Here is a 21,184-nt window from a genome sequence, read left to right as displayed (position 1 = left end):
CTCTGCGAGCGAGCCAGACTCGCTCCGCATAGATAACAAGCCCCTGCCAGCAATGGCGGGGGCTTTTTTTATGACGACGGGCTGGGTGCTGCGAGGAGCGGATTTATGGGGCGCAGAGCGTAACTACCGTAAATCAGGCTGCGGCTTGCGGCTGCGAGGACGGGGCAGGGCATGCCACAGCTTGCGGGTCGTGACCAGAAAGGGGCGCAGGATCAGCGCGCTAAGGCGGCTGTAGCGCACATTGTCTTTCGGGCCGACCCCGAAGGTGAGGGGCTCTGGCTGGTGGTTGGTGACGTAAAGAGTGCCGAACCACCAGTCCCACAGCGACAGATTGATACCGAAGTTGTGGTTGAAGTGGCGGGGATCCCGGCTGTGATGGATCTGGTGTTGGGCCGGGCTGTTGAAGATATGCTCCAGCCGCGGGCCAAACGACAGCCAGATATGGCTGTGGCGCAAATTGGCTGCCAGCGCGTTGAAGATCAGCACCAGATAACCCACCCCAAACAGGGTGTAGGGGCGCACGGAGCCGCCGCACAGCCAGTAGAAAGCGCCGGAGTAGAGGGCGAGCGCGCTCCCCTTTAGCAGGATTTCAGAGAGCTTCTCCACCAGATGAATACGGCTGGCGGTCGGCGGCACCAGCACGGTGGCGCTATGGTGCACCTTGTGAAACTCCCACAGCCACCGGCTGTGAAATACACGGTGCAGCCAGTAGTGGACGAAATCGCTGACCAGAAATACCCCGAGACCATAAAGCATCATCAGCCAGCTCGCCTCGGCCAGACGGGGACGCTCCCCCCACAGACGGGTGAGCGCGGAGGTAATATCCGTTGCCTGCAAAAGCCAGGGGTTGAGCAGAGTCAGGATCGGCACGATCAGGGCCACATGGAGCAGGGCGCGCACCAGATAATACTGATAATCGAGCAGGGCGGAGGGATGCAGCCAGATGGCCCGGCCGCCGAGAAACCGGGCGAAACTGCCCGCTGCGGCGCCTTGCTGGCGCCGACGCACACGGTAGAGGAGGTAGGCAATGAGGCCGGATATCAGCAGAAAGGGGAGCCCAAGCCGCCCGTTGAAATCAAACAGTCCGGTCAGGCAGTGCCAGATCGGAGTGAGCAGCCACAGCTGCACGTAAGCAAAAAGAAGGGCGAGCGTATCCATAGGGTCCATACCGTGAGCATCCTGGCGGCGGCATTCTAAATGTAAACAACTATCGATAAAAGCCCATACTGTTGTCAGGCCATATCTGGGGAGAGCCTGTGGTAGCAACCCCTGTCTGGCTTGGCAGAAGGGCTGCACTGTGGGACTTTAGCCTTGTGGATCAATTCTCTACAATGAGCCATCATGTGTGCGCCCGCCGCCGTGCGGGTTTGCCTCCAGCCTCAGTACCGGATATCCGATGACGCTCTCTCTCTTTTCTACTTCCCCAGCCGTGCGCACGCTGGCGCTGCTGATCCCTTTACTGCTGGTCGGTTGTGCCAGCGATCCGGTTTCTGCTCCTGTGTCGAGCGACGTAACGGATGCTGCCACGCCAGTCCCCAAAGCGACCCCGCCAGCCATGCAGCCGCGCAAACCATCGGACATGAAGAGCCGCATTGTGAGGTTTCTGCCCCGTCAGGTGGTCGACAAGCAGGGGTGGGCCAACGATGTGGTGACGGCGCTCACTACTCAGGGGGTGACAGTCAACGATCACAACGTCTGCACCGTGCTGGCGGTGGCGGAGCAGGAGGCGACCTATCAGGCCGACCCCGTGGTGCCGGGCCTTGGCAAGATCGCCTGGAAGGAGATCAACTCGCGGGCGGCCAAATTGCTGATCCCCGAATTTATGGTACGGGCCGCGCTCTCCATCAACTCGCCGACCGGCAAGAGCTATGCCGAGCGCATCGATGCTCTTCGCACTGAGCGGGAGATGAGCGAGATCTTCGAGGACATGATCAGCATGCTGCCGATGGGCAAGACCCTGTTTGGCAACATGAACCCGGTGCATACCGGTGGCCCGATGCAGGTGAGCATCGCCTTTGCCGAGGCCAATACCAGCGGTTACCCCTATCCGGTCAAGGAGTCCATTCGCCACGAGGTCTTTACCCGCCGCGGCGGTATCTGGTTTGGTACCAAACATATCTTCGGCTATGAGGCGGAGTACCCCGATACCCTCTACCGCTTCGCCGACTTCAACGCGGGCTGGTATGCCAGCCGCAACGCCGCCTTTCAAGCCGCTGTCAGCCGCCTGAGCGGTACCACGCTGGCTCTGGATGGCGATCTGATCCGCTACGATTCCGAACTGCCGGGTAACACCGAACTGGCGGTTTATACCATCGCCAGCCGGATCAATATGAGCCAGCAGGCGATCCACCAGAGCCTGAAACTTGGCAATAGCGCCGAGTTTGGCCAGAGCGACCTCTATCATCGCGTCTTTACCCTGGCTGATCAGAAAGCGGGCAAGCGGTTACCCCGCGCCATCCTGCCGGGCATTGCGCTGAAAAGCCCCAAGATCACCCGCAACCTCACCACCGCCTGGTTTGCCAAGCGGGTGGATGACAGGGAGCAGCGCTGCGTGCGGCAGATGGCGACTATTCGCTAAGAAACACAACAAGGGCGGCCAATTGGTCGCCCTTGTTTTTTCCGCTGTTTACCGCTCTTCAGCTTGTCGCGTGATGATCTACCGGCATTTCGGGCCACTCAGCTGAGCATGGTTTACCTAATGAGGTACGGGGAGCGCCTAACAGGTGTGAAGTCCATTTCAGCGTTGTCGGCTGGTGTGCAATGGCCACATGTTAACAGTGTGTTCAACAAGCTTGTGTGATCTATGCCATGACTACTCTGCCTGCGCCTGGATTGTTCTGTTTGTTACCCGGTGACGAGATAGTTCAATCGCAAAACCAGATTGAATTGAACTTTTTTATTCGGTTTTTTAAGCATCAAGGCGGGTGTAGGTTAGTTGCAACTGCGAAGCGAAGGGTTTCGCCGTCATTATGACCACAATGAGGATCTGAAGATGGACAAACACGCTAGCGGGGCCGGTCAGTGCCCCTTTGCCCACGGTGCCAATACCTCTGCCAGCCAGGAGCATCAAGTCTGGTGGCCCAATGCCCTCAACCTCGACATCCTGCATCAGCATGACCGCAAGACCAATCCGATGGATGAGACTTTCGATTATGCCGACGCCTTCAACAGCCTCGATTACGATGCCCTCAAGGCAGATCTGAATGCTCTGATGACCGACAGCCAGCCCTGGTGGCCGGCCGACTGGGGCCACTACGGCGGTTTGATGATCCGCATGGCCTGGCACTCCGCCGGCAGTTATCGCGCCACCGACGGCCGCGGCGGTGCCAACACCGGCAACCAGCGCTTCGCCCCCCTCAACAGCTGGCCAGACAACGGCAACCTCGACAAGGCGCGCCGTCTGCTGTGGCCGATCAAACAGAAGTACGGCAACAAGATCTCCTGGGCTGACCTGATGATCCTGGCGGGCAACGTCGCCTATGAATCCATGGGGCTCAAGACCTTCGGCTTTGCCGGTGGCCGCGAGGACATCTGGCATCCGGAAAAAGATGTCTACTGGGGCTCCGAGAAGGAGTGGCTGGCGCCGAGCGGCAGCGAAGGGAGCCGTTACAGCGGTGAACGGGATCTGGAGAACCCGCTGGCGGCGGTGATGATGGGGCTGATTTACGTCAACCCGGAAGGGGTGGATGGCAATCCCGATCCCTTGAAAACCGCCCACGACATGCGCGTCACCTTCGCCCGCATGGGGATGAATGACGAAGAGACCGTCGCCCTGACCGCCGGTGGTCACACCGTCGGCAAGGCCCACGGCAACGGCAGCGCAGCCAAACTGGGGCCTGCTCCCGAAGGGGCCGATGTGCACGAGCAGGGACTGGGCTGGATCAACCACGAGAGCCGCGGTATCGGCCGTGACACGGTGACCAGCGGCCTTGAAGGGGCCTGGACCAGCAACCCGACCCGCTGGGACAACGGCTACTTCAAGATGCTGCTGGGCCACGACTGGTGGCTCAAGAAGAGCCCGGCCGGTGCCTGGCAGTGGGAGCCTGTCGCCATCAAGGAGGAAGATCGCCCGGTGGACGTGGAAGACCCCTCCATCCGCTGCAACCCCATCATGACCGATGCGGACATGGCGCTGCGTTTTGACCCGGTATACCGGGAGATCTCCGAGCGCTTCGCCGCGGATCAAGCGCTCTTCTCCGACGCCTTTGCCCGCGCCTGGTTCAAGCTGACCCACCGCGATATGGGGCCGAGCAGCCGCTATCTGGGGCCGGAAGTGCCGGGCGAAGTCATGGTGTGGCAGGATCCGGTACCGGCGGTGAATTACCAGCTCTCTGATACAGAGGTGAGCGAGCTCAAGGCCAAGCTGCTGGCCTGCGGCGTGGCGCCAGCCGATTTGATCGCTACCGCGTGGGACAGTGCTCGCACTTTCCGCGGCTCCGATTATCGCGGCGGGGCCAACGGTGCCCGCATCCGCCTCGCGCCGATGAAAGCGTGGGAAGGCAACGAGCCTGCTCGCCTCGAGCAGGTGCTCAACGCTCTGATCGCACTGCAGGCCACCCTGAGCAAGCCGGTCAGCATCGCCGACCTGATTGTGCTGGGCGGCAGCGCAGCGGTAGAGCAGGCGGCCAAGCTGGCCGGCGTTGATATTGTCGTCCCCTTTGCGCCGGGCCGCGGCGATGCCAGCGCCGAGCAGACCGATACCGAGTCGTTCGCCTTCCTCGAGCCGGTGCACGATGGTTTTCGCAACTGGCAGAAGGGGCACTACAAGGTGCAGCCGGAGGAGATGTTGCTCGACCGTGCCCAACTGCTGGGGCTCACCGCCCGCGAGATGACGGTACTGGTCGGCGGGTTGCGGGTGCTTGGCACCAACCACGGTGGCTCCGCTCACGGCGTCTTTACCGACCGGGTCGGGGTGCTCAGCAACGACTTCTTCGTCAACCTGACCGACATGGCCTATAGCTGGCAGCCGACTGGCCGCAACAGCTACCAGATCGTGGATCGCCAGAGCGGCGCGGTGAAGTGGACTGCCACCCGGGTTGATCTGGTGTTTGGCTCCAACTCGGTGCTGCGCGCCTACGCCGAGGTCTATGCCCAGCAAGATGGCAAGGAGAAGTTCGTCCGTGACTTCGTCAAGGCCTGGGTCAAGGTGATGAACAACGACCGTTTCGATCTGAAATAAGTCGCTTCAACCCCAATGAGAACGCCAGCCGCAAGGCTGGCGTTTTTGTTGGCGCCCGCAGCGAGTGAGGGGATGGCTACATGCCGTTTTGCTACCCGATCACCCGTTGTCAGCAAATCGGGGGGAGCTGTTTTGCTGCATTTACCCCTGCTGCGATGCAAATAGTGCCCATGAACCCTAATCAGCTGGCTGGGGTGGGTTATTTTATAAATCAATTGCTTTATTTATTTGCCTCGTCGCGCAACCTGGCGGGCCATCATAGCGAACAAAAGAGAGGAAAAAGGGCCCGCAAGGCAGGGGGACCGCCACCGCCGATCAACCCTCCGAGCCCCTTGATCTGGGGGGATTCAGAAACTCATGGCCAAGCCGACCGAATACCCGCGGGTATTGTTGCTGAACATATAGCGGCCGACCAGCCGGGTGCGGCTGACGATAATGTCGTACTTGCTGCTGTCTATCTCAAGGCCGAGCCCCAGCGAGTTGAGGGCATTGAAGCCGAGCAGGCCGCGCTGCTCGCCGAGGTATTCGGTGCGGGCGCCCTCCATCACATAGCGCAGCGGGCGATCAAGCAGGGTCCAGTCAAACACCGGTGCCCGGCGGCGCAGATAGAGGCCGAGGTTCTCCGCCTCGGCGCTGCCACGCACACTCTGTGAGGTATTGCCAAAACTCTGCAGGTGCTGATAGGAGTAGCGCAGCTCGGCATCGATATCCTGGGTTTTGGAAAAGAGCTCGTAGTCGACCATCATCGAGCCACCCAGCCCGTACATGTTGAGCTGGCCATTCTCGAGAAAATCGAGGGAGTAGCCCTTGGTGCGATCGAGCAGCCAGTTGCCGATGCGAATATCGCTGGCCATGGTGCCCAGCGAGATGTTGGCGATGGGGCGCAGTATCCAGTGGCCGCCCAGCTTGTCCTTGTGCAGGGAGATATCCCAGCCGACGCCACCGGAGGCCGTGACGCTGTTCCAGCGGGTGGGAATGGTGCGGCTCTCGCTGCCGTTGCTCATCACGAACTGGGGATCGTAGCGGCTAAAACCGAGCGCCCCTTCCAGATAAATGGGAAATGATTCGCTCAGGGTGGCGCCGCCACCAAGTTGGGCCATGCTGAGGGCGGCTGATTGGTCGCTGCCACTGCCAAGACTGAGATCGCTGGCTGTGATGTCGGGGACCACAGTAAAGCTCATCAGGGCGAGGACCGCATTGGCTCTTTGCTGGGCCCAGTCGCTATCGGGCTGGCCAATGACGGTGCTTGCCGCATGGGCGTGCATCGGCCACCAGACTGACAGAAGTGCCCCAAACAGGGCGCGGTACGGATGGTTCATGGCCGGTTTCCCCACACAAGCGACCTTTATTGTCCTGATTTACTGTAACGATTTTCCGGATGGCTGTCGCGAAGTGAGTGAACGATGGGGTCCGGGGCACATGGGGATGGCTGCAACAGCGCTGACTGGCCGGATCGCCAGTTTCAAGTTGATGGAGCCCCCCTCGTCCCACTGAGTCATTACCCCTAAAGCTTGGCCTGCCCCTGCCGATACTCCATATGAGATCGTGTGGAGGGCAGGCCGTTGAACGCTTGGAAGTTGGGGTTGATCAGCATATCGGTGAGTATGCAAGTGCAGGCTGGGGTGACCGAATTCGGTGCCGGTCTGGATCAATCCGTCTGGCGTCTGACCTCCGATACCCAGATCGAGTGCCGCCTCGAACACCCGATCCCCAACTGGGGTACGGGGGCCTTTGTCAGTCGCGCCGGGCGCAAGATCAATCTCGATTTCGAGCTCAAGGGCAAACGGCCACAGGCGCGCACCGAGACGGTGAGCCTTGGCATCATGCCGCCAGTCTGGCGCCCCGGGATCGCCGGGCGGGAAGTGAGCCAGATCCACTTCTATCAGCAGTTTGATGGCCTGGTGGAGGGGCAGACCGCCTGGACCATGCTCGACGAGCTGGAGGGAGGGAACATGCCCACCTTCCAGTATCGCGACTGGTATCGCCAGAACCGTCCGGTGCGGGTGTCGCTCTCGTCGGTTAACTTTCGGGTGAAATATCAGGCCTTTATCGACTGTCAGAGCGGGCTGCTGCCCTACAGCTTCAACGATATCGCCTTTAGCGTGCTCACCTACGACAAGAACAGCGATCAGCTCTCCATCTCCTCCAAGCGGCGGTTGGCGATGATCAGCGAATTTATCAAGGCGGACAAGAGCATCGATGTGGTGGTGATCGATGCCTACAGCGACAGCTACGGCGGCCGCTGGCCGAACCAGAAACTCTCCGAGAAGCGGGCCGATGCCATCAAGAAGGTGTTTGTCGATCTGGGGCTCGATCCCGGCAAGATCTCGGTAGAGGGGCATGGCGAGAAGCAGCACGTCGCCTCCAACGAAACCGAACAGGGGCGGGCCAAGAACCGGCGGGTGGTCATCAGCATGGGGCGTAACGGCGAGATCTAGCCCGGCAACCCAAGCAGACAAGCATAAAAAAGAGCGCATGGGCGCTCTTTTTTGATCCTGCCATTCGGCAGCGGGATTAGGGCAGCTTAGACGCTGTCGCCAAGGCCAGTACCGGCATCTTTCTTGGCGATCAGCTCAATCTTGTAACCGTCCGGATCTTCGACGAAGGCGATGACGGTGGTGCCACCCTTGACCGGGCCCGGCTCGCGGGTGATCTTGGCACCGGCTGCACGCAGGGCGTCGCAGGTGGCGTAGATGTCGTCCGCTTCCAGCGCGATATGGCCGTAGGCAGAGCCCAGCTCGTACTCGCTCACCCCCCAGTTGTAGGTCAGCTCGATCACCGCATCATCTTTCTCGTCACCGTAGCCGACGAAGGCCAGAGTGTATTTGTACTCGCTGTTCTCGCTCTTGCGCAGCAGCTTCATGCCAAGGACGCGGGTGTAGAAGTCGATGGAGCGTTGCAGATCGCCGACACGCAGCATGGTATGCAGAATTCTCATTGCTCAGTTCTCCGGGTTGGTGATGTGTACTGCTTTCAATCTCGGTTGCGAGGCTATCAGCTCTCTGGATAGACCTTCTCTTTGTATTCGCACAGATCCTCGATGATACAGGAACCGCAGCCGCAGATGTTTACGAGCGAGACAGGTATGACGGTTGTGGCGCCCAGTCATTCAGCTCTCTGGATAGACCTTCTCTTTGTATTCGCACAAGTCTTCGATGATACAGGAACCACAGCGCGGCTTGCGAGCGAGACAAGTGTAACGCCCGTGCAGAATGAGCCAGTGGTGGGCATCCAGCTTGAACTCGGCGGGCACCACTTTGAGCAGCTTCTCCTCGACCTGATCCACATTCTTGCCTACCGCAAAGCCGGTGCGATTCGATACCCGGAAGATATGGGTATCGACGGCGATGGTGGGCCAGCCAAAGGCAGTGTTGAGCACCACGTTGGCGGTCTTGCGGCCGACGCCCGGCAGGGCTTCCAGCGCTTCGCGGTTCTCCGGCACCTCGCCGCCATGGCGCTCCAGCAGAATGGCGCAGGTCTTGATGACATTCTCGGCCTTGGTGTTGAACAGGCCAATGGTCTTGATGTAGCTCTTGAGCCCCTCGACCCCGAGATCCAGCATCCCTTGCGGGGTGTTGGCCACCGGATAGAGCTTGTCGGTCGCCTTGTTGACGCTGACATCGGTTGCCTGCGCCGAGAGCAGCACGGCGATCAGTAGCTCAAACGGCGAGTTGAAGTTGAGCTCGGTGGTGGGGTGGGGATTGTTTTCCCGCAACCGCTCCAGGATCTCTCTGCGTTTCTGGTTGTTCATGCAGCCTTCCGTGGTGTCATAGCTGGGTCGCCCGGGCACGGACGGGGGGCACATTGCAGTGAGCCACGGTGGTCGCCTGCGTGCGGTCACGCCAGTCGTTGATGGCGTTCTTGGCGGCGATCAGCAGCCCCAGCCCGATAAAGCCGCCTGGCGGCAGAATGGCCAGCAGCAGGCTGGCATCAGCGTGGAACAGCTCGATGCGCAGGGATTTTGCCCACTCGCCCAGCAGCAGATCGGCGCCATCAAACAGGGTGCCCATGCCGATGATTTCGCGCATGGTGCCAAGCACCAGCAGCACCAGAGTAAAGCCCAGCCCCATCATCAGACCGTCGAGGGCCGCCAGCAGCGGCGGGTTCTTGGAGGCATACGCCTCGGCACGGCCGATGATGATGCAGTTGGTGACGATGAGGGCAATAAAGATGCCGAGCGCCTGATAGAGGCCATAGGTGTAGGCGTTCATCAGCAGCTGCACGCTGGTCACCAGCGAGGCGATGATCATCACGTAGACCGGGATGCGGATATCCTTCGGCACCCAGTTGCGCACCAGCGAGATGGCGAGGTTGGAGCTGACCAGCACCGCCATGGTGGCAAGGCCCAGCCCCAGCGCATTGGTAAAGGTGGAGGAGACGGCGAGGGTCGGGCACAGACCCAGCACCTGCACCAGCGAGGGGTTGTTCTTCCACAGCCCCTGTACCATCAGCTCCTTGAGCTCGCCCTTGCGGCTTTCCAGCTCGGCGATCGGGGCGGTGCCCGTTTCAATCTGTTCCATCTGTGTCATGACGGGGTCGACTCCGGTTTATTGTGCGGCCGGACAAGCCGGGGCGTTGCTGAGCAGTTCCGGGTGCTCGTGCTGCAGTTTCAGCAGGTTTTTCACCGCCTTGACCACGGCACGGGGGGTGATGGTGGCGCCGGTAAAGGCATCGAACTCGCCGCCATCCTTTTTCACTGCCCACTCCGATTCATTGTCGGCGGTCAGAGACTTTCCGGTAAAGCTGTTGATCCAGTTAGATTTTTTCAGCTCGATCTTGTCACCGAGGCCGGGGGTCTCGTTGTGAGCGAGCACTCGCACTGCGCTGACGGTGCCCTTGGTATCAAAGCCCGCCACGATGCGGATGGCGCCGCTATAGCCATCCGGTGCGATCGCCTCCAGCGCATAGCCGGTTACCTCGCCATTTTTGCTGGCGGTGTAGAGGGCTTGTGGCTGATCGCTGCCCAGATACTTCCTGCTGGTCACCAGCTTGCAGCTCGCCACCAGATCGTTGTCATAGCTGCCAGCAGGCAGCAGGGCCTCCAGCGTCTGCAACTTTTCCAGTTGCTGCTGGTGGGCGATTTTATCGTTGGTCAGCTCGTTGGTCAGCACCACCAGTGCGGTACAGCCCAACGCGAACATGGCCAGAATAAGGCCGTTCTTGCGCATGCTCTTTAACATGTCCGGGCTCCGTCAGCTGTGATGGGGAAAGAGGGCAGAAACATCATTGGCGACGGGCTCCATATACCTTCGGGCGAGTCAGCGTGTCGATAAAAATGGGCCACGCAGAGATTGGCCAGCCGCTCTCGACACATTTCGGCGTTATCGACTTGGTCATTGGCGACGAGCTCCGTATACCTTCGGGCGAGTCAGGCTGTCGATAAAGGGCACACAAAGGTTGGCCAGCAGCACGGCGAAGGCAAAGGCATCCGGATAGCCGCCAAAGCGACGAATGATATAGACCAGTACCCCGATCAGCACGCCATAGACCAGTCGGCCGCGTGGGGTGGTGCAGGCACTGACCGGGTCGGTAGCGATAAAGAAGGCCCCCAGCATGGTAGCGCCGCTAAAGAGATGGAACATCGGCGTGGCGGTGGCATCCGGGCTCAGCAGATAACCGAGGGTCGCCGCTGCCAGCAGGGAGCCCAGAATGGCGGTCGGAATGCGCCAGTTGATCACCTTCTGCTGCAGCAGGAACAGGCCGCCCAGCAGATAGCCGAGGTTGACCCAGCTCCAGCCGATGCTGCCCCAACCCTCAAACAGCGGGCCACTCAGGATCTCGCTGGTGGTGAGCCCCTGAGTCAGGCCGGTTTTCAGGGTATCGAGCGGAGTCGCCATGGTGAGGCCATCCACCCCCTGCTTGAGCTGGGCCATGCTGTAGCCGTCGAGGCTAAAGCCGGTGAAGATGACCGACGCCGCATCGCCAAAGCCGAGGCTGTAGGCGCGCACGCTCTCCGGCGGCAGCCAGCTGGTCATCTGCACCGGGAAGGAGACCAGCAGCAGCACGTAGGCGACCATGGCCGGGTTGAACAGGTTCTGGCCCAGCCCGCCGTAAAGGTGCTTGGCGACGATGATGGCGAAGGCAGTGCCCACCACCAGCATCCACCACGGCAGCAGCGGCGGCAGGGAGAGGCCGATCAGCACGGCGGTGAGCGCCGCGCTGCCATCCATCAGGGCCGGTTTGATGGCGCGGCCACGGAGCTTGAGCACCAGCGCTTCGCACAGCAGCGCGGTCACTAGCGCCAGCAGGATCTGGATAAAGGAGCCCCAGCCGAAGAACCAGGTCTGGGCCAGCAAGCCCGGCACGCAGGCCAGGATCACCAGCAGCATCAGGGTTCGGGTCTGTTTGCGGTTATGGGCAAACGGCGCAGTCGCGATATTGAACATGAGTCTGTCGATTACCTTGTGGTTGTTCGGTCGGCTGACGGTGCATCTTCAGCGGCGGTCTCTGCGGCTCTGGCTGCCTCGGCCGCTAGCTTCTTCGCCTTGGCGCGGGCCACGGCAGCCGCAATGGCCGCTTTTTTCGGATCAACCGAGGCATCAGACGCAGGGGCGCTCGCTTCAGGCGTGGCAGTAACGGCAAGTGGTTGCTCACTGCTAGCAGCATCGCTTTGCATTGGCTCAGCCGGTGCGCGCTCACCCTCAGCTCCGGCCCTATCTACCTGAGTGCCGGCGCTCTCTACCTCAGCACTGGTACTTGCGCTCTGCTGGGCCAGCTTTTTGGCCTTGGCTCGGGCGATGGCAGCGGCGATAGCGGCTTTCTTGGGATCAACCGCTTCGCTTGCAGCCGTATCGCTTTGGCTGGTGGTTACTTCGCTCTTGGCTACCGTTTCGTCGTGGTTCTCTGCGCTTGCAGGTGGTTCACTCTTCGTACCCTCAGCACCGACACTCTCGCCCTGCTGGGCCAGCTTTTTGGCCTTGGCCCGGGCAATGGCCGCGGCGATCGCGGCCTTCTTGGGATCGACCGCTTCGCTGGCAGCAGATGGCGTATCGCCTTGCGTGCCTGCGTAGGCTGCCGCGCTGTGATCTGCGCTTACCGGCTCACCACTCACTTCAGCCTTTTTGGCCTTGGCACGGGCGATAGCGGCGGCAATTGCGGCTTTCTTGGGATCGACTTCTGCAGCAGGCTGGCTCTCGGCCACGCGATCTGCAGCAGGAGCATCGCCCGCCTGGGCGGCCTTCTTGGCCTTGGCGCGCGCCAGAGCTGCGGCTATGGCTGCTTTCTTGGGATCGCTGGCGGGGTCAACCGACTCGGCGGATTGCGGCGCTGCGGCGGCAGTTTCGCTGTTTGCGCTCTCCGCCAGTTTGGCTGCGCGGCGCGCTTCTGCTTCCCGTTTGCGTGCTTCGCGGGCGGCGATCACCGCGCTGTTGTCGGGCACGCCTTTGGCAGTGCCCGCAATGGCGGTGATTGGCGCATCCTGCTTGGCCTTGATGCGGGCGAGGGCGGCGGCAACCGGATCTTCTCCGCCTGCGGCAGTCATCGCCTGACGGCGCTGGGCGGCGGCTTCGGCGTGGCGTGCTTCGCGGGCTGCTTTCTCCCGCTCGAAACGGGCCTGCTTGGCTTCGAAACGCTGTTTGGCGCGCTCGGCTTTCTCGGCCTCGGCACGGGCTTCGCGAATATCATCCTTGGCGATCTTGTAGTACTGCACCAGCGGGATCTCGCTCGGGCAGACCCAGGCGCAGGCACCGCACTCGATGCAGTCCATCAGGTTGAGCTTCTCGGCCTTGTCGTACTCTTTCGCCTTGCTGTACCAGTAGAGCTCTTGCGGCAGCAGGCTGGCCGGGCAGGCATCGGCACAGGCGCTGCAGCGGATGCAGGCTTGCTCCGGGCCTGGGGCGGGCAGCTCGGCCTGGGTCGGCGCCAGCAGGCAGTTGGTCGCCTTGACCACCGGCACCATGGCATGGGGCAGGGTAAAGCCCATCATGGGGCCCCCCATGATCACCCGCTGATCCGCCTCCGGTTGCAGCTCGAAGCGCTGCAGCAGCCAGCGCACCGGTGTACCGAGTCGCACCCAGGCGTTGCCGGGCTTCTTGAAGCTGTCGCCGGTGAGGGTGACGATCCGCTCGATCAGCGGCTCGCCGTCGATAATGGCGCGCTTGATGGCAAACACGGTGGCGACGTTGAGCACCATGATGCCGATATCGACCGCGCGGCCGCCTTTGGGCACCTGACGGCCGGTCAGCAGCTCGATGGTCTGCTTGGCACCGCCCGAGGGGTACTTGGTCGGCACCGTCTTGACCAGAACATCTTCGTCGGTAGCGTGGCGGGTCAGCTCGGCGATCGCCTCGGGCTTGTTGTCTTCCACCCCGATCAGGGTGAGTTTCGGTTTGAGCAGGTGCTTGAGCACCCGGATGCCATCCATGATCTCGTCGGCGTACTGCTGCATCAGCCGATCGTCGGTGGTGATGTAGGGTTCGCACTCCAGCCCGTTGACGATCAGGATCTCGGTGAGCTGGCCGCGGCCGTCGAGCTTGCTGTGGGTGGGGAACACTGCGCCGCCAAGGCCCGCGACCCCTGCCTGCTGAATGCGTTCGAGCAGTTCGCCCCGCTCCAGATTCCAGTAATCGGGTTTGCCATTGCGCTCGCCCCACTCATCCTCGCCATCAGGGGTGAGGATGACGCAGAGATCGTCAAGCCCCGAAGGGTGAGCGACCGTGTGGTTGCCAATCTCGGTGATGGTGCCCGAGGTGGAGGCATGCACCGGCACTGTCCGCCCGCGGGCGTAACGGGTCAGCGGCTGGCCCTTCTTGACCTTGTCGCCCACCTGCACCAGCAGATCGCCGGCGGGGCCTGCGTGCTGGCGCAGCGGAATGATGAGGCGCGGCGGCAGACCGGCCTGCTCGACCGGACTCTGGCTCGACTGCAGCTTGTTGTCGGCGGGGTGAATACCACCGTGAAAGTCCCAGATATTCCCGGCTTTGATGCGTTCAAGTAAAGACTGCATGGTTACTCCACCAACTTGACCGGAATCTTGCCCGGAACCTGCACGTTATTGAGATCCCACTTCCAGTTATCGACCGTGGTAGGCACCGGGATCATCTCGATGCAGTCGGTCGGGCAGGGATCGACACAGAGATCGCAACCGGTGCACTCGTTGGCAATCACGGTATGCATCGCCTTGGTGGCGCCGACGATGGCGTCCACCGGGCAGGCCTGAATACACTTGGTGCAGCCGATGCACTGATCTTCGTGGATAAAGGCGACCTTCTTGACCGGCACTGCGGCCTCGTCACTGCCGCCCAGCGGCTGGGGTTCGACCCCCATCAGGTCGGCAATCTTGCGCATGGTGGCCTCGCCACCGGGTACGCACTTGTTGATCTTATCGCCGTTGGCAACTGCCTCGGCGTAGGGTTTGCAGCCGGGATAGCCGCACTGGCCACACTGGGTCTGGGGCAGCAGGGCATCGAGCTGTGAGGCGATGGGGTCTGCTTCCACATGAAACTTGACGGCGGCAAAGCCCAGGATAATCCCGAACGCCAGCGCCAGCAGGGTCAGCACCAGAATGGCAAAAAGTATGTGAGTCATAGCGCTATATCTTGATGAGGCCGGTAAAGCCCATAAAGGCCAGAGACATCAGACCGGCGGTGATCATGGCAATGGAGACCCCGCGAAACGGGGCGGGCACATCGGCGGCAACCAGTCGCTCGCGCATGGCGGCAAACAGGATCAGCACCAGCGAGAAGCCGGTGGCGGCGCCAAAGCCGTAGATCACGCTCTGGATAAAGTCGTGTCGCTCATTGATGCTCAGCAGCGCCACCCCGAGCACCGCGCAGTTGGTGGTGATGAGCGGCAGGAAGATCCCCAGCAGGCGATAGAGGGTCGGGCTGCTCTTGCGCACCACCATCTCGGTAAACTGCACCACCACGGCGATCACCAGAATAAAGGCGAGGGTGCGCAGATAGGCGATATCCAGCGGCAGCAGGATATAGTGCTCCACCAGATAGGAGCTGGCACTGGCGAGGGTCATCACGAAGGTGGTCGCCAGCCCCATGCCGATGGCGGTTTCCAGCTTGCCGGAGACCCCCATAAAGGGGCAGAGGCCGAGGAATTTCACCAGCACGAAGTTGTTAACCAGCACGGTGCCGATCAATAAAAGCAGGTACTCAGTCATCGAATGTCGGGTTATCCGGGTTTGAAGGCGGGCGGTATTATCTGATTTTAGGACACGTTAAACAACCGCAAGGCCGCATGGTTATTATGCAACTGGATAATTTAGCCGGGGTTTTGGGGCAGAATCCGGTGGGTGTTTCGTCATATCACCACCGGGTGACTATCCCCACTAACCAACAGCCAGTTTGGCGGCCTCTTTCCACATAAATGGCGGCATCGGGGTAGTGAGACGCCATTTAATGTTCATCGGTTGGCTACCGCTGTGGGATACGTACTCCACCTCACCAAAGTTCACAAAGCCAAGGGTGCGGCCAAATTCATCTTTGCTCTGTTCACGGACGAACAAAAACAAACGCTTACCTTCTGCTCTGTGGTTTATGTAACTCAGACCCTTACCCCGCTCGGGGCGAGCGCTGTTTTGGCTCTGCCAATGAAACAGCGACTCGTTGATGGCGTAGTCGTGATAACGGGTGGTGGGGGAGAAGTGCTGTTCCGTTTTGTTCAGAGTCACGAACAGCAACTCGATATTTTGCTCTGCGATGACATAGACCCCTTCGCGAGCCGTGGGTTGCTGCGCGAAGGTGGTCGCGCCAAAGCCAACCAGCACCTGCTCTCTGGCATAGCGAGCATGCAGTTGCAGCGGATTACCGGGAAGGTCGGGTATGGCGCTTTGTTCGTGTTGCACCCGGTTGATCAGCATGGGCAACAGATCTGCCAGCTCGGCCCTTAATTCAGGTTGATTGAGTTGTTTCAGGCTGTGCGCCAAGGAGCTAAAGCCTGCAGTGGGGCCACTCTGTTGCCAGAAGTCGTAATGGCACATCAAGGCCATTCGTTCATCGTGCTTAGCCGTTAAGGTAAATGCGTCAGCCACCAAGGTTTGTAGGAAGTTCAAGTAATGGAGCGCATCGCAGCTCAATAGCCGGGTTCTGATGGCCCGGGTGTAGAGGGTCGACAGCTTCTCATCGCTCATTTCAGAAACGGTGTGGTTGCGGGCCTGTTTGACCAAGGCGCTCCAATTGCCGCGCTTGTAGATCTCTTCAAGGCTGATGTGAGGGTAAAACTTCGAAAAATTCGCCAGCGTCAGCGGTAAATCGCAATCCTGTGAGAAACGGCGGATCAGGCCCATGAGGCGCGAGGTATTGAGAGTCGCCTTCTTGATATTGCTCAGAATTAACTCTTGGGTCTGTTTTGAGAGCTCGATGCGGCAACCCAATGGGGCATGGGGAAAACCTTGTTTGATCTCGTGGCTGATCGCCTTATTGGTTTTACCCACCAGTGCCCGGAATTTCTGGGCAAAGTCATACTCCGCACGGGCATTGCCAACAAAGTCCAACACGGTGCAGCACTCTTTATCGCTCGCCAGCCGCAGGCCGCGCCCTAATTGCTGTAAGAAGATGGTGAGACTTTCCGTTGGTCGTAAAAACAGCAAGGTATCGACTTCCGGGATATCAACCCCTTCGTTGAAGATGTCCACCACGCAGAGAATATTGATAACCCCAGTGCGCAAATCTTGTTGTTTACTATGCCGCTCGTCTCGATTATCGCTGGTGAGGATGTCAGCCTTGATGCCCTTCAATAAAAATGCCTTGCACATAAAGTCGGCATGTTCACGGCTCACACAAAATGCCAGCGCTTTGATCTTGGTAATATCGGTGACGATCTCATTGAGGCTCTGGACTATCTTCTGTACCCGTTGCTGATTGTGGGTATAGATATTGGTGAGCTCAGTGATGTCATAACGGCCATTTTTCCAAGTCACTTGGCGCAAGTCAGTATCATCATCGATACCAAAATATTGGAACGGACAGAGATGGCGACGATTGATGGCCTCGGGCAAGCGGATCTCTGCTGCGATGACACCACAAAAGTCGGCAAGAATATCACCGCCATCATGGCGCTCTGGCGTTGCGGTTAATCCCAACAGAATGTGAGGTTCAAAGGCGGCGAGCAGACCGCGATAACTGGTCGCCGCAATATGGTGAACCTCATCAATGACGATGTAATCGAAATAGTCTGGGCTAAGACGTAAATTAGCCAGCTGGTTATTCAAGGATTGCACCGAGGCAAATAGTTGACGGTAGTGGGTTGGCACGGCGCCGCCGACCAAGAGTTCGCCAAAATTGGATTGCTTGAGCACGCCGCGGTACGAGGCTAATGCTTGGCGCAAGATCTCCTCTTTGTGGGCGACAAATAGAAACTTGGCATCGGGTTTGGTTTTCAGAAAACGCGCAAAATCAAAGGCGGAGATCAGGGTTTTCCCTGTACCGGTAGCCGCTACCACCAAGTTACGAAAGCGCAGGTGTAAAGCGCGCTCCATCGCCAATTGTTCAAGGATCTCCAGTTGATGGGGAAACGGCGTGATATCAAAGAAATAGGCAGGGCTATTTCTGTCCCCATCCCCACGGGCCTCTTGCAGCGCATGCTTTAATTTCGTGCGGCTTTCCAGCTTGCCATCAAACAGCTCAAAATCATCGGATTCCCAATAGGTTTCAAAGGTACTCAGGGATTTCTCGATAATATGCGGGATCTCTTGCGAGGTGATTTTTAGGTTCCACTCCAAACCGCTGGTGAGGGCAGAGTGAGAGAGATTGGATGAACCTATATAGCCGGTATGAAAGCCGGTATTTCGGCAAAAGAGATAACTCTTGGCATGCAACCGCTCGCGCTGGGTGTTATAGCTGAGTTTGACTTCGGTGTTGGGTAGACTGGCTAAAAATTAGACCGCTGTTGCGTCGGTTGCCCCCATATACGAGGTAGTAATTACTTTTAATTGGCGGCCGCTGCGAGTGAACTCTTCCAGCTCATGACGGAAAATCCGGATACCTGCCCATTTGATAAATGAGACCAGCCAGCAGATGCTATCTGCCGATAATATCTCCCGTTTAATCTCCGACTCCATCGACAAGCCCGCATTGCTGCCGCAGAACAGCTCACTTTGTGTCAGACCTGTCAGAGGGAAAATATCTTCGGCATATTGCTTTAAATTGGCTGAGATGGGGTTATCTAACTGATAGAGCGCGGTCAGAATTTTTCCCTGACTATCGATGAGGTTCTCGCCAATAAAGTCTGGGTCTTGGGTGCGATCCTTTAGCCAAAGCAATAACTGGTTAGCCAGCTCAATCTGCCGTTGCAGCTGATCTTCACCAGTTACCGAACCCACTGCATATTCCAAAACCCGACTCAGAAATCTGGATAACCAAACTGCCGCTTCGGCAGGCTCAAGTTGGCGTTCCCCTACGTAAAAGCGCTCGCGGTCGAGTCGAGATGTCAGCAGTTGAGTAATTAGCTGTTCATAAATACCGCATTGTTGCATCGCACTTTAGCCTTGAACGTTGTACATGAGGGTGGCGAGAAGAGTATCATTTTTTCCAACCAAATCAGTAAGCTGTTGTCGCCTGTTACTCGTTTGAAAATCGCCCCGGTTTTTGGTAATAAAGCCCGGCAGTGACAACCACAGGGAGGTGGTGATGGATCCGGTTTCCTATCTTTTTTCGGCTTATCTCAATCTGGTTCAGCAGCAGATTTCAGATATCTATGGCACTGAGCTTAAAACGGTTGCGGTGCAGTATGAGGGGGAATCAGTACCCTTCTCGTTTCAGCTCTGGCAGATCCAGCAGCCGAGCGTTTGTCGTCCCTACGAGCAGGATGTGCGGCGCTTTAGCCAGTGCACGGTCAAGGCTTCGGCTCTGTTTCACAAGCTGTGCGATGACCTGACCCGGCAGGATGACAGCAGTTGGCAACTACCCAAATATCGCGCCATGTATTGTTCGGCCGCCGTCAGCTACAGGCCGATGATTGCCGAGATTGGGAATGCCAAACAGAGTCCGGCCAAGCTGGCAGAGCGGGCCTGCAATCAGGCGATTCTGGCGGCGATGGATAGCGAAGATGAGACCCTGCTGGCCCAGCGGGACAAAGCGTGTGCTGCGGTGCAGTGAAGCGGATTTATCTGACCAGATCATTTGCGCTCGCTTTGCGTGCCACGGCACACATGGGCTTTCCCTTGCCGGGTAAGATGGGGTTGCCAGCCGTGGCGGCTGCTTGCGGGCATATGCCGGCCACATCAGCCAGATCACCACCAGGAGGTAACCATGATCAGCCATATCGACCATCTGGTATTGACGGTCAGTGATATCGAACGGGCCGTGGCGTTTTACAGTTCGGTGCTCAATATGGAGGCCATTACCTTCGGTGCGGGGCGCCGGGCGGTGGGGTTTGGCAACCAGAAGATCAATCTGCAACTGCTGGGGCAAGAGCCGCGCAACCGGGCGCAGGTGGGATCGGGGGATGTCTGCCTTATCACCCGTTGGCCACTGGAACAGGTGATGGCCCAGCTCGCCTGCCACGGGGTGGAGATTGTCGAGGGGCCGGTGACCAAAAGCGGTGCCTGTGGGCCGATAGAGTCGGTCTATTTCCTCGATCCGGATCAAAACCTCATTGAGGTCAGCCGTTACCCCTGACCGCGCTGATACGCCCGATGCCTTATGAGCCCCTGATTTTCCTTGCCGCGTTGCCGGTTATATCCTCTCTGTTCCTCCTTGGCGGTATCCTTGTTTAACCCCTTGTGACCGTGATATTGCCCCAATTTGTGCCTTTGGCTGCGGCGATCTGTGAACTATCCGGCGTGCTGGACGGGGCAATATGCTAATGTAGCGGCGTTTTTTGATGGATAAGCTGGCATTGGCCTTTTTTGAAGATGGAATGGTATGCAGAATTTTGACGTAGTGAATTGGCTGATGCAGCAGACAGCCTCCCCGGCGCAGCCGGAACAGGCAATGGCACAACCGGGCGCGGCCCAGACTCTGTGGCAGGTGACTCATGCTGGCTAACGAATCCATGCGCCTGAACAAATACATCAGCGAGAGCGGTATCTGCTCGCGCCGCGAGGCCGACCGCTTTATCGAGCAGGGCCACGTCTTTATCAACGGCAAGCGGGCCGGGATCGGCGATCAGGTGCAGGTTGGCGATCTGGTCAAGGTGAACGGGCAAGTGATTGAGCCGCGCGAGGCGGACAGTCTGGTCTTTATCGCCCTCAACAAGCCGGTGGGGATTGTCAGTACCACAGAGGCGGGCGAGAAAGACAACATCGTCGACTTCGTCAACCACAGCACCCGGGTCTTCCCCATCGGGCGACTGGACAAGGATTCGCAGGGCCTGATCTTCCTCACCAACCACGGCGATCTGGTCAACAAGATCCTGCGGGCGGGCAACGATCACGAGAAAGAGTATCTGGTGACCGTCGACAAGCCGGTGACCGACGAGTTTGTGCGCGGCATGGCGGCCGGGGTGCCGATCCTCGGCGCCGTCACCAAGAAGTGCAAGGTGAAGAAAGAGGCGCCGTTCGTCTTTCGCATCACCCTGGTGCAGGGGCTGAACCGCCAGATCCGCCGCATGTGCGAGCACTTCGGTTTTGAAGTGACCAAGCTGGAGCGCATCCGCATTATGAACGTCAGCCTCAAGGGGCTGCCGGTAGGTGAGTGGCGCGATCTGACCGACGACGAGCTGATCGAGCTGTTCAAGCTGATTGAGGACTCCTCCTCCGAGGTGAAACCGGCGAAGGGCGACAAACCCAAGGCGGCCAAGGCCCCGGCGGCGCCAAGCGCCAAGCCGGGGCAGGGCAAGAAGCCGCGCCGCGATGACGATCACGAGATCGGCGGTCGCCCCAATGTGCCGGGCCCGGAAGCCTTCGAGAAGAAGCTGCCGGTGGGCAAGGGGGGCGCGGGCAAAGGGGCGGCCAACAAGGGCGGCGCTGGCAAGGGCAGTGCAGGCAAAGGGGCTCCCAAGGGTGGCAAACCGGCCGCAGGCAAGCCGCGTACCGCTAACACCGGACGGCAGAAGAAGGGGCGCTGAGTTGCCCCTCTGCGCGGCGTCAGCCTTGCATTGTCATCCCCAACACTA

At 59.4% G+C, this 21,184-nt stretch carries 17 protein-coding genes and 1 pseudogene; 7 read left to right on the top strand and 11 right to left on the bottom strand.

Translation table 11 applies throughout. The features are described 5' to 3' along the window. Window positions 1-123: 123 nt before the first annotated feature. On the bottom strand, window positions 124-1,158 hold the full coding sequence (locus ACE1BR_RS00615) for a sterol desaturase family protein (protein ID WP_374866943.1): 1,035 nt from the start codon (window positions 1,156-1,158) through the stop codon (window positions 124-126). Between the two features lie 238 nt (window positions 1,159-1,396). On the opposite strand from ACE1BR_RS00615, the gene ACE1BR_RS00610 reads away from it, so the two are divergent. Together ACE1BR_RS00610 and katG are read left to right on the top strand one after the other, a co-directional pair. Next, entirely contained in the window at window positions 1,397-2,578 is a 1,182-nt protein-coding gene (locus ACE1BR_RS00610; protein ID WP_374866649.1) for a DUF1615 domain-containing protein, read from the top strand. Window positions 2,579-2,992: 414 nt separating this feature from the next. After that, window positions 2,993-5,179, top strand: coding sequence for a catalase/peroxidase HPI (gene katG, locus ACE1BR_RS00605; RefSeq protein WP_374866647.1), 2,187 nt, complete (start codon window positions 2,993-2,995; stop codon window positions 5,177-5,179). Window positions 5,180-5,526: 347 nt separating this feature from the next. On the opposite strand, the gene ACE1BR_RS00600 is transcribed toward katG, so the two are convergent. Beyond that, window positions 5,527-6,444: a hypothetical protein gene (locus tag ACE1BR_RS00600; protein ID WP_374866941.1), complete on the bottom strand. Its 918-nt coding sequence runs from the start codon at window positions 6,442-6,444 to the stop codon at window positions 5,527-5,529. A 297-nt stretch (window positions 6,445-6,741) separates the two neighbouring features. On the opposite strand from ACE1BR_RS00600, the gene ACE1BR_RS00595 reads away from it, so the two are divergent. Further along, complete coding sequence (locus tag ACE1BR_RS00595; protein ID WP_374866645.1) at window positions 6,742-7,617, top strand: OmpA family protein; 876 nt, start codon at window positions 6,742-6,744, stop codon at window positions 7,615-7,617. Window positions 7,618-7,703: 86 nt separating this feature from the next. Here the strand turns inward: ACE1BR_RS00595 and gloA are convergent, their stop codons facing one another. From gloA to ACE1BR_RS00550, 9 genes and pseudogenes are all read right to left on the bottom strand, one after another. Further along, entirely contained in the window at window positions 7,704-8,117 is a 414-nt protein-coding gene (gene gloA / locus ACE1BR_RS00590) for a lactoylglutathione lyase (RefSeq protein ID WP_033137974.1), read from the bottom strand. 171 nt (window positions 8,118-8,288) lie between these two features. After that, window positions 8,289-8,930: an endonuclease III gene (gene nth, locus ACE1BR_RS00585; protein WP_374866642.1), complete on the bottom strand. Its 642-nt coding sequence runs from the start codon at window positions 8,928-8,930 to the stop codon at window positions 8,289-8,291. Between the two features lie 16 nt (window positions 8,931-8,946). Further along, window positions 8,947-9,708 carry an electron transport complex subunit E gene (locus tag ACE1BR_RS00580; protein WP_374866640.1) on the bottom strand — a complete coding sequence of 254 codons (762 nt, stop codon included), beginning with the start codon at window positions 9,706-9,708 and terminating at the stop codon, window positions 8,947-8,949. 18 nt (window positions 9,709-9,726) lie between these two features. Then, a complete protein-coding gene (rsxG, locus tag ACE1BR_RS00575) occupies window positions 9,727-10,359 on the bottom strand; it encodes an electron transport complex subunit RsxG (protein WP_374866638.1) in 633 nt (210 codons plus the stop codon). Window positions 10,360-10,512: 153 nt separating this feature from the next. Continuing rightward, entirely contained in the window at window positions 10,513-11,565 is a 1,053-nt protein-coding gene (rsxD, locus tag ACE1BR_RS00570; RefSeq protein WP_374866636.1) for an electron transport complex subunit RsxD, read from the bottom strand. Between the two features lie 11 nt (window positions 11,566-11,576). Beyond that, a complete protein-coding gene (gene rsxC, locus ACE1BR_RS00565; RefSeq protein ID WP_374866634.1) occupies window positions 11,577-14,123 on the bottom strand; it encodes an electron transport complex subunit RsxC in 2,547 nt (848 codons plus the stop codon). 2 nt (window positions 14,124-14,125) lie between these two features. Then, window positions 14,126-14,704, bottom strand: a complete 579-nt coding sequence (rsxB, locus tag ACE1BR_RS00560; RefSeq protein ID WP_374866632.1) for an electron transport complex subunit RsxB — start codon at window positions 14,702-14,704, stop codon at window positions 14,126-14,128. A 4-nt stretch (window positions 14,705-14,708) separates the two neighbouring features. Beyond that, complete coding sequence (gene rsxA / locus ACE1BR_RS00555; RefSeq protein ID WP_005337600.1) at window positions 14,709-15,290, bottom strand: electron transport complex subunit RsxA; 582 nt, start codon at window positions 15,288-15,290, stop codon at window positions 14,709-14,711. 168 nt (window positions 15,291-15,458) lie between these two features. Further along, window positions 15,459-18,602: pseudogene (locus tag ACE1BR_RS00550) on the bottom strand (DUF3427 domain-containing protein). Between the two features lie 154 nt (window positions 18,603-18,756). Between ACE1BR_RS00550 and ACE1BR_RS00545 the strand changes: the two are divergent. The 4 genes from ACE1BR_RS00545 to rluF all read left to right on the top strand — a co-directional run bounded on the left by ACE1BR_RS00545 (window position 18,757) and on the right by rluF (window position 21,136). After that, entirely contained in the window at window positions 18,757-19,224 is a 468-nt protein-coding gene (locus ACE1BR_RS00545) for a hypothetical protein (protein WP_374866630.1), read from the top strand. Window positions 19,225-19,377: 153 nt separating this feature from the next. Next, window positions 19,378-19,746, top strand: coding sequence for a VOC family protein (locus tag ACE1BR_RS00540; RefSeq protein ID WP_127005825.1), 369 nt, complete (start codon window positions 19,378-19,380; stop codon window positions 19,744-19,746). Window positions 19,747-19,992: 246 nt separating this feature from the next. After that, window positions 19,993-20,115 carry a hypothetical protein gene (locus tag ACE1BR_RS00535; RefSeq protein WP_005350832.1) on the top strand — a complete coding sequence of 41 codons (123 nt, stop codon included), beginning with the start codon at window positions 19,993-19,995 and terminating at the stop codon, window positions 20,113-20,115. Continuing rightward, window positions 20,105-21,136 carry a 23S rRNA pseudouridine(2604) synthase RluF gene (rluF, locus tag ACE1BR_RS00530; RefSeq protein ID WP_374866627.1) on the top strand — a complete coding sequence of 344 codons (1,032 nt, stop codon included), beginning with the start codon at window positions 20,105-20,107 and terminating at the stop codon, window positions 21,134-21,136. Before ACE1BR_RS00535 ends, rluF begins: the two co-directional genes overlap by 11 nt. The last annotated feature ends 48 nt before the right edge of the window (window positions 21,137-21,184 follow it).

Origin of the sequence: Aeromonas sp. MdU4, assembly GCF_041929505.1 — a bacterium.
GTDB lineage: Bacteria > Pseudomonadota > Gammaproteobacteria > Enterobacterales > Aeromonadaceae > Aeromonas.
Note: the sequence above shows the minus strand (reverse complement) of the source record. Positions and strands in the feature narration are given on the sequence as shown.

Excerpts from the sequence above, each read along its gene's own strand:
- ACE1BR_RS00615 (WP_374866943.1), bottom strand. The coding sequence starts at position 1,158 with ATGGATACGCTCGCCCTTCTTTTTGCTTACGTGCAGCTGTGGCTGCTC.
- ACE1BR_RS00610 (WP_374866649.1), top strand. The coding sequence starts at position 1,397 with ATGACGCTCTCTCTCTTTTCTACTTCCCCAGCCGTGCGCACGCTGGCG.
- katG (WP_374866647.1), top strand. The coding sequence starts at position 2,993 with ATGGACAAACACGCTAGCGGGGCCGGTCAGTGCCCCTTTGCCCACGGT.
- ACE1BR_RS00600 (WP_374866941.1), bottom strand. The coding sequence starts at position 6,444 with ATGCACGCCCATGCGGCAAGCACCGTCATTGGCCAGCCCGATAGCGAC.
- gloA (WP_033137974.1), bottom strand. The coding sequence starts at position 8,117 with ATGAGAATTCTGCATACCATGCTGCGTGTCGGCGATCTGCAACGCTCC.
- nth (WP_374866642.1), bottom strand. The coding sequence starts at position 8,930 with ATGAACAACCAGAAACGCAGAGAGATCCTGGAGCGGTTGCGGGAAAAC.
- ACE1BR_RS00580 (WP_374866640.1), bottom strand. The coding sequence starts at position 9,708 with ATGACACAGATGGAACAGATTGAAACGGGCACCGCCCCGATCGCCGAG.
- rsxG (WP_374866638.1), bottom strand. The coding sequence starts at position 10,359 with ATGTTAAAGAGCATGCGCAAGAACGGCCTTATTCTGGCCATGTTCGCG.
- rsxD (WP_374866636.1), bottom strand. The coding sequence starts at position 11,565 with ATGTTCAATATCGCGACTGCGCCGTTTGCCCATAACCGCAAACAGACC.
- rsxC (WP_374866634.1), bottom strand. The coding sequence starts at position 14,123 with ATGCAGTCTTTACTTGAACGCATCAAAGCCGGGAATATCTGGGACTTT.
- rsxB (WP_374866632.1), bottom strand. The coding sequence starts at position 14,704 with ATGACTCACATACTTTTTGCCATTCTGGTGCTGACCCTGCTGGCGCTG.
- rsxA (WP_005337600.1), bottom strand. The coding sequence starts at position 15,290 with ATGACTGAGTACCTGCTTTTATTGATCGGCACCGTGCTGGTTAACAAC.
- ACE1BR_RS00545 (WP_374866630.1), top strand. The coding sequence starts at position 18,757 with ATGGATCCGGTTTCCTATCTTTTTTCGGCTTATCTCAATCTGGTTCAG.
- ACE1BR_RS00540 (WP_127005825.1), top strand. The coding sequence starts at position 19,378 with ATGATCAGCCATATCGACCATCTGGTATTGACGGTCAGTGATATCGAA.
- ACE1BR_RS00535 (WP_005350832.1), top strand. The coding sequence starts at position 19,993 with ATGCAGAATTTTGACGTAGTGAATTGGCTGATGCAGCAGACAGCCTCC.
- rluF (WP_374866627.1), top strand. The coding sequence starts at position 20,105 with ATGCTGGCTAACGAATCCATGCGCCTGAACAAATACATCAGCGAGAGC.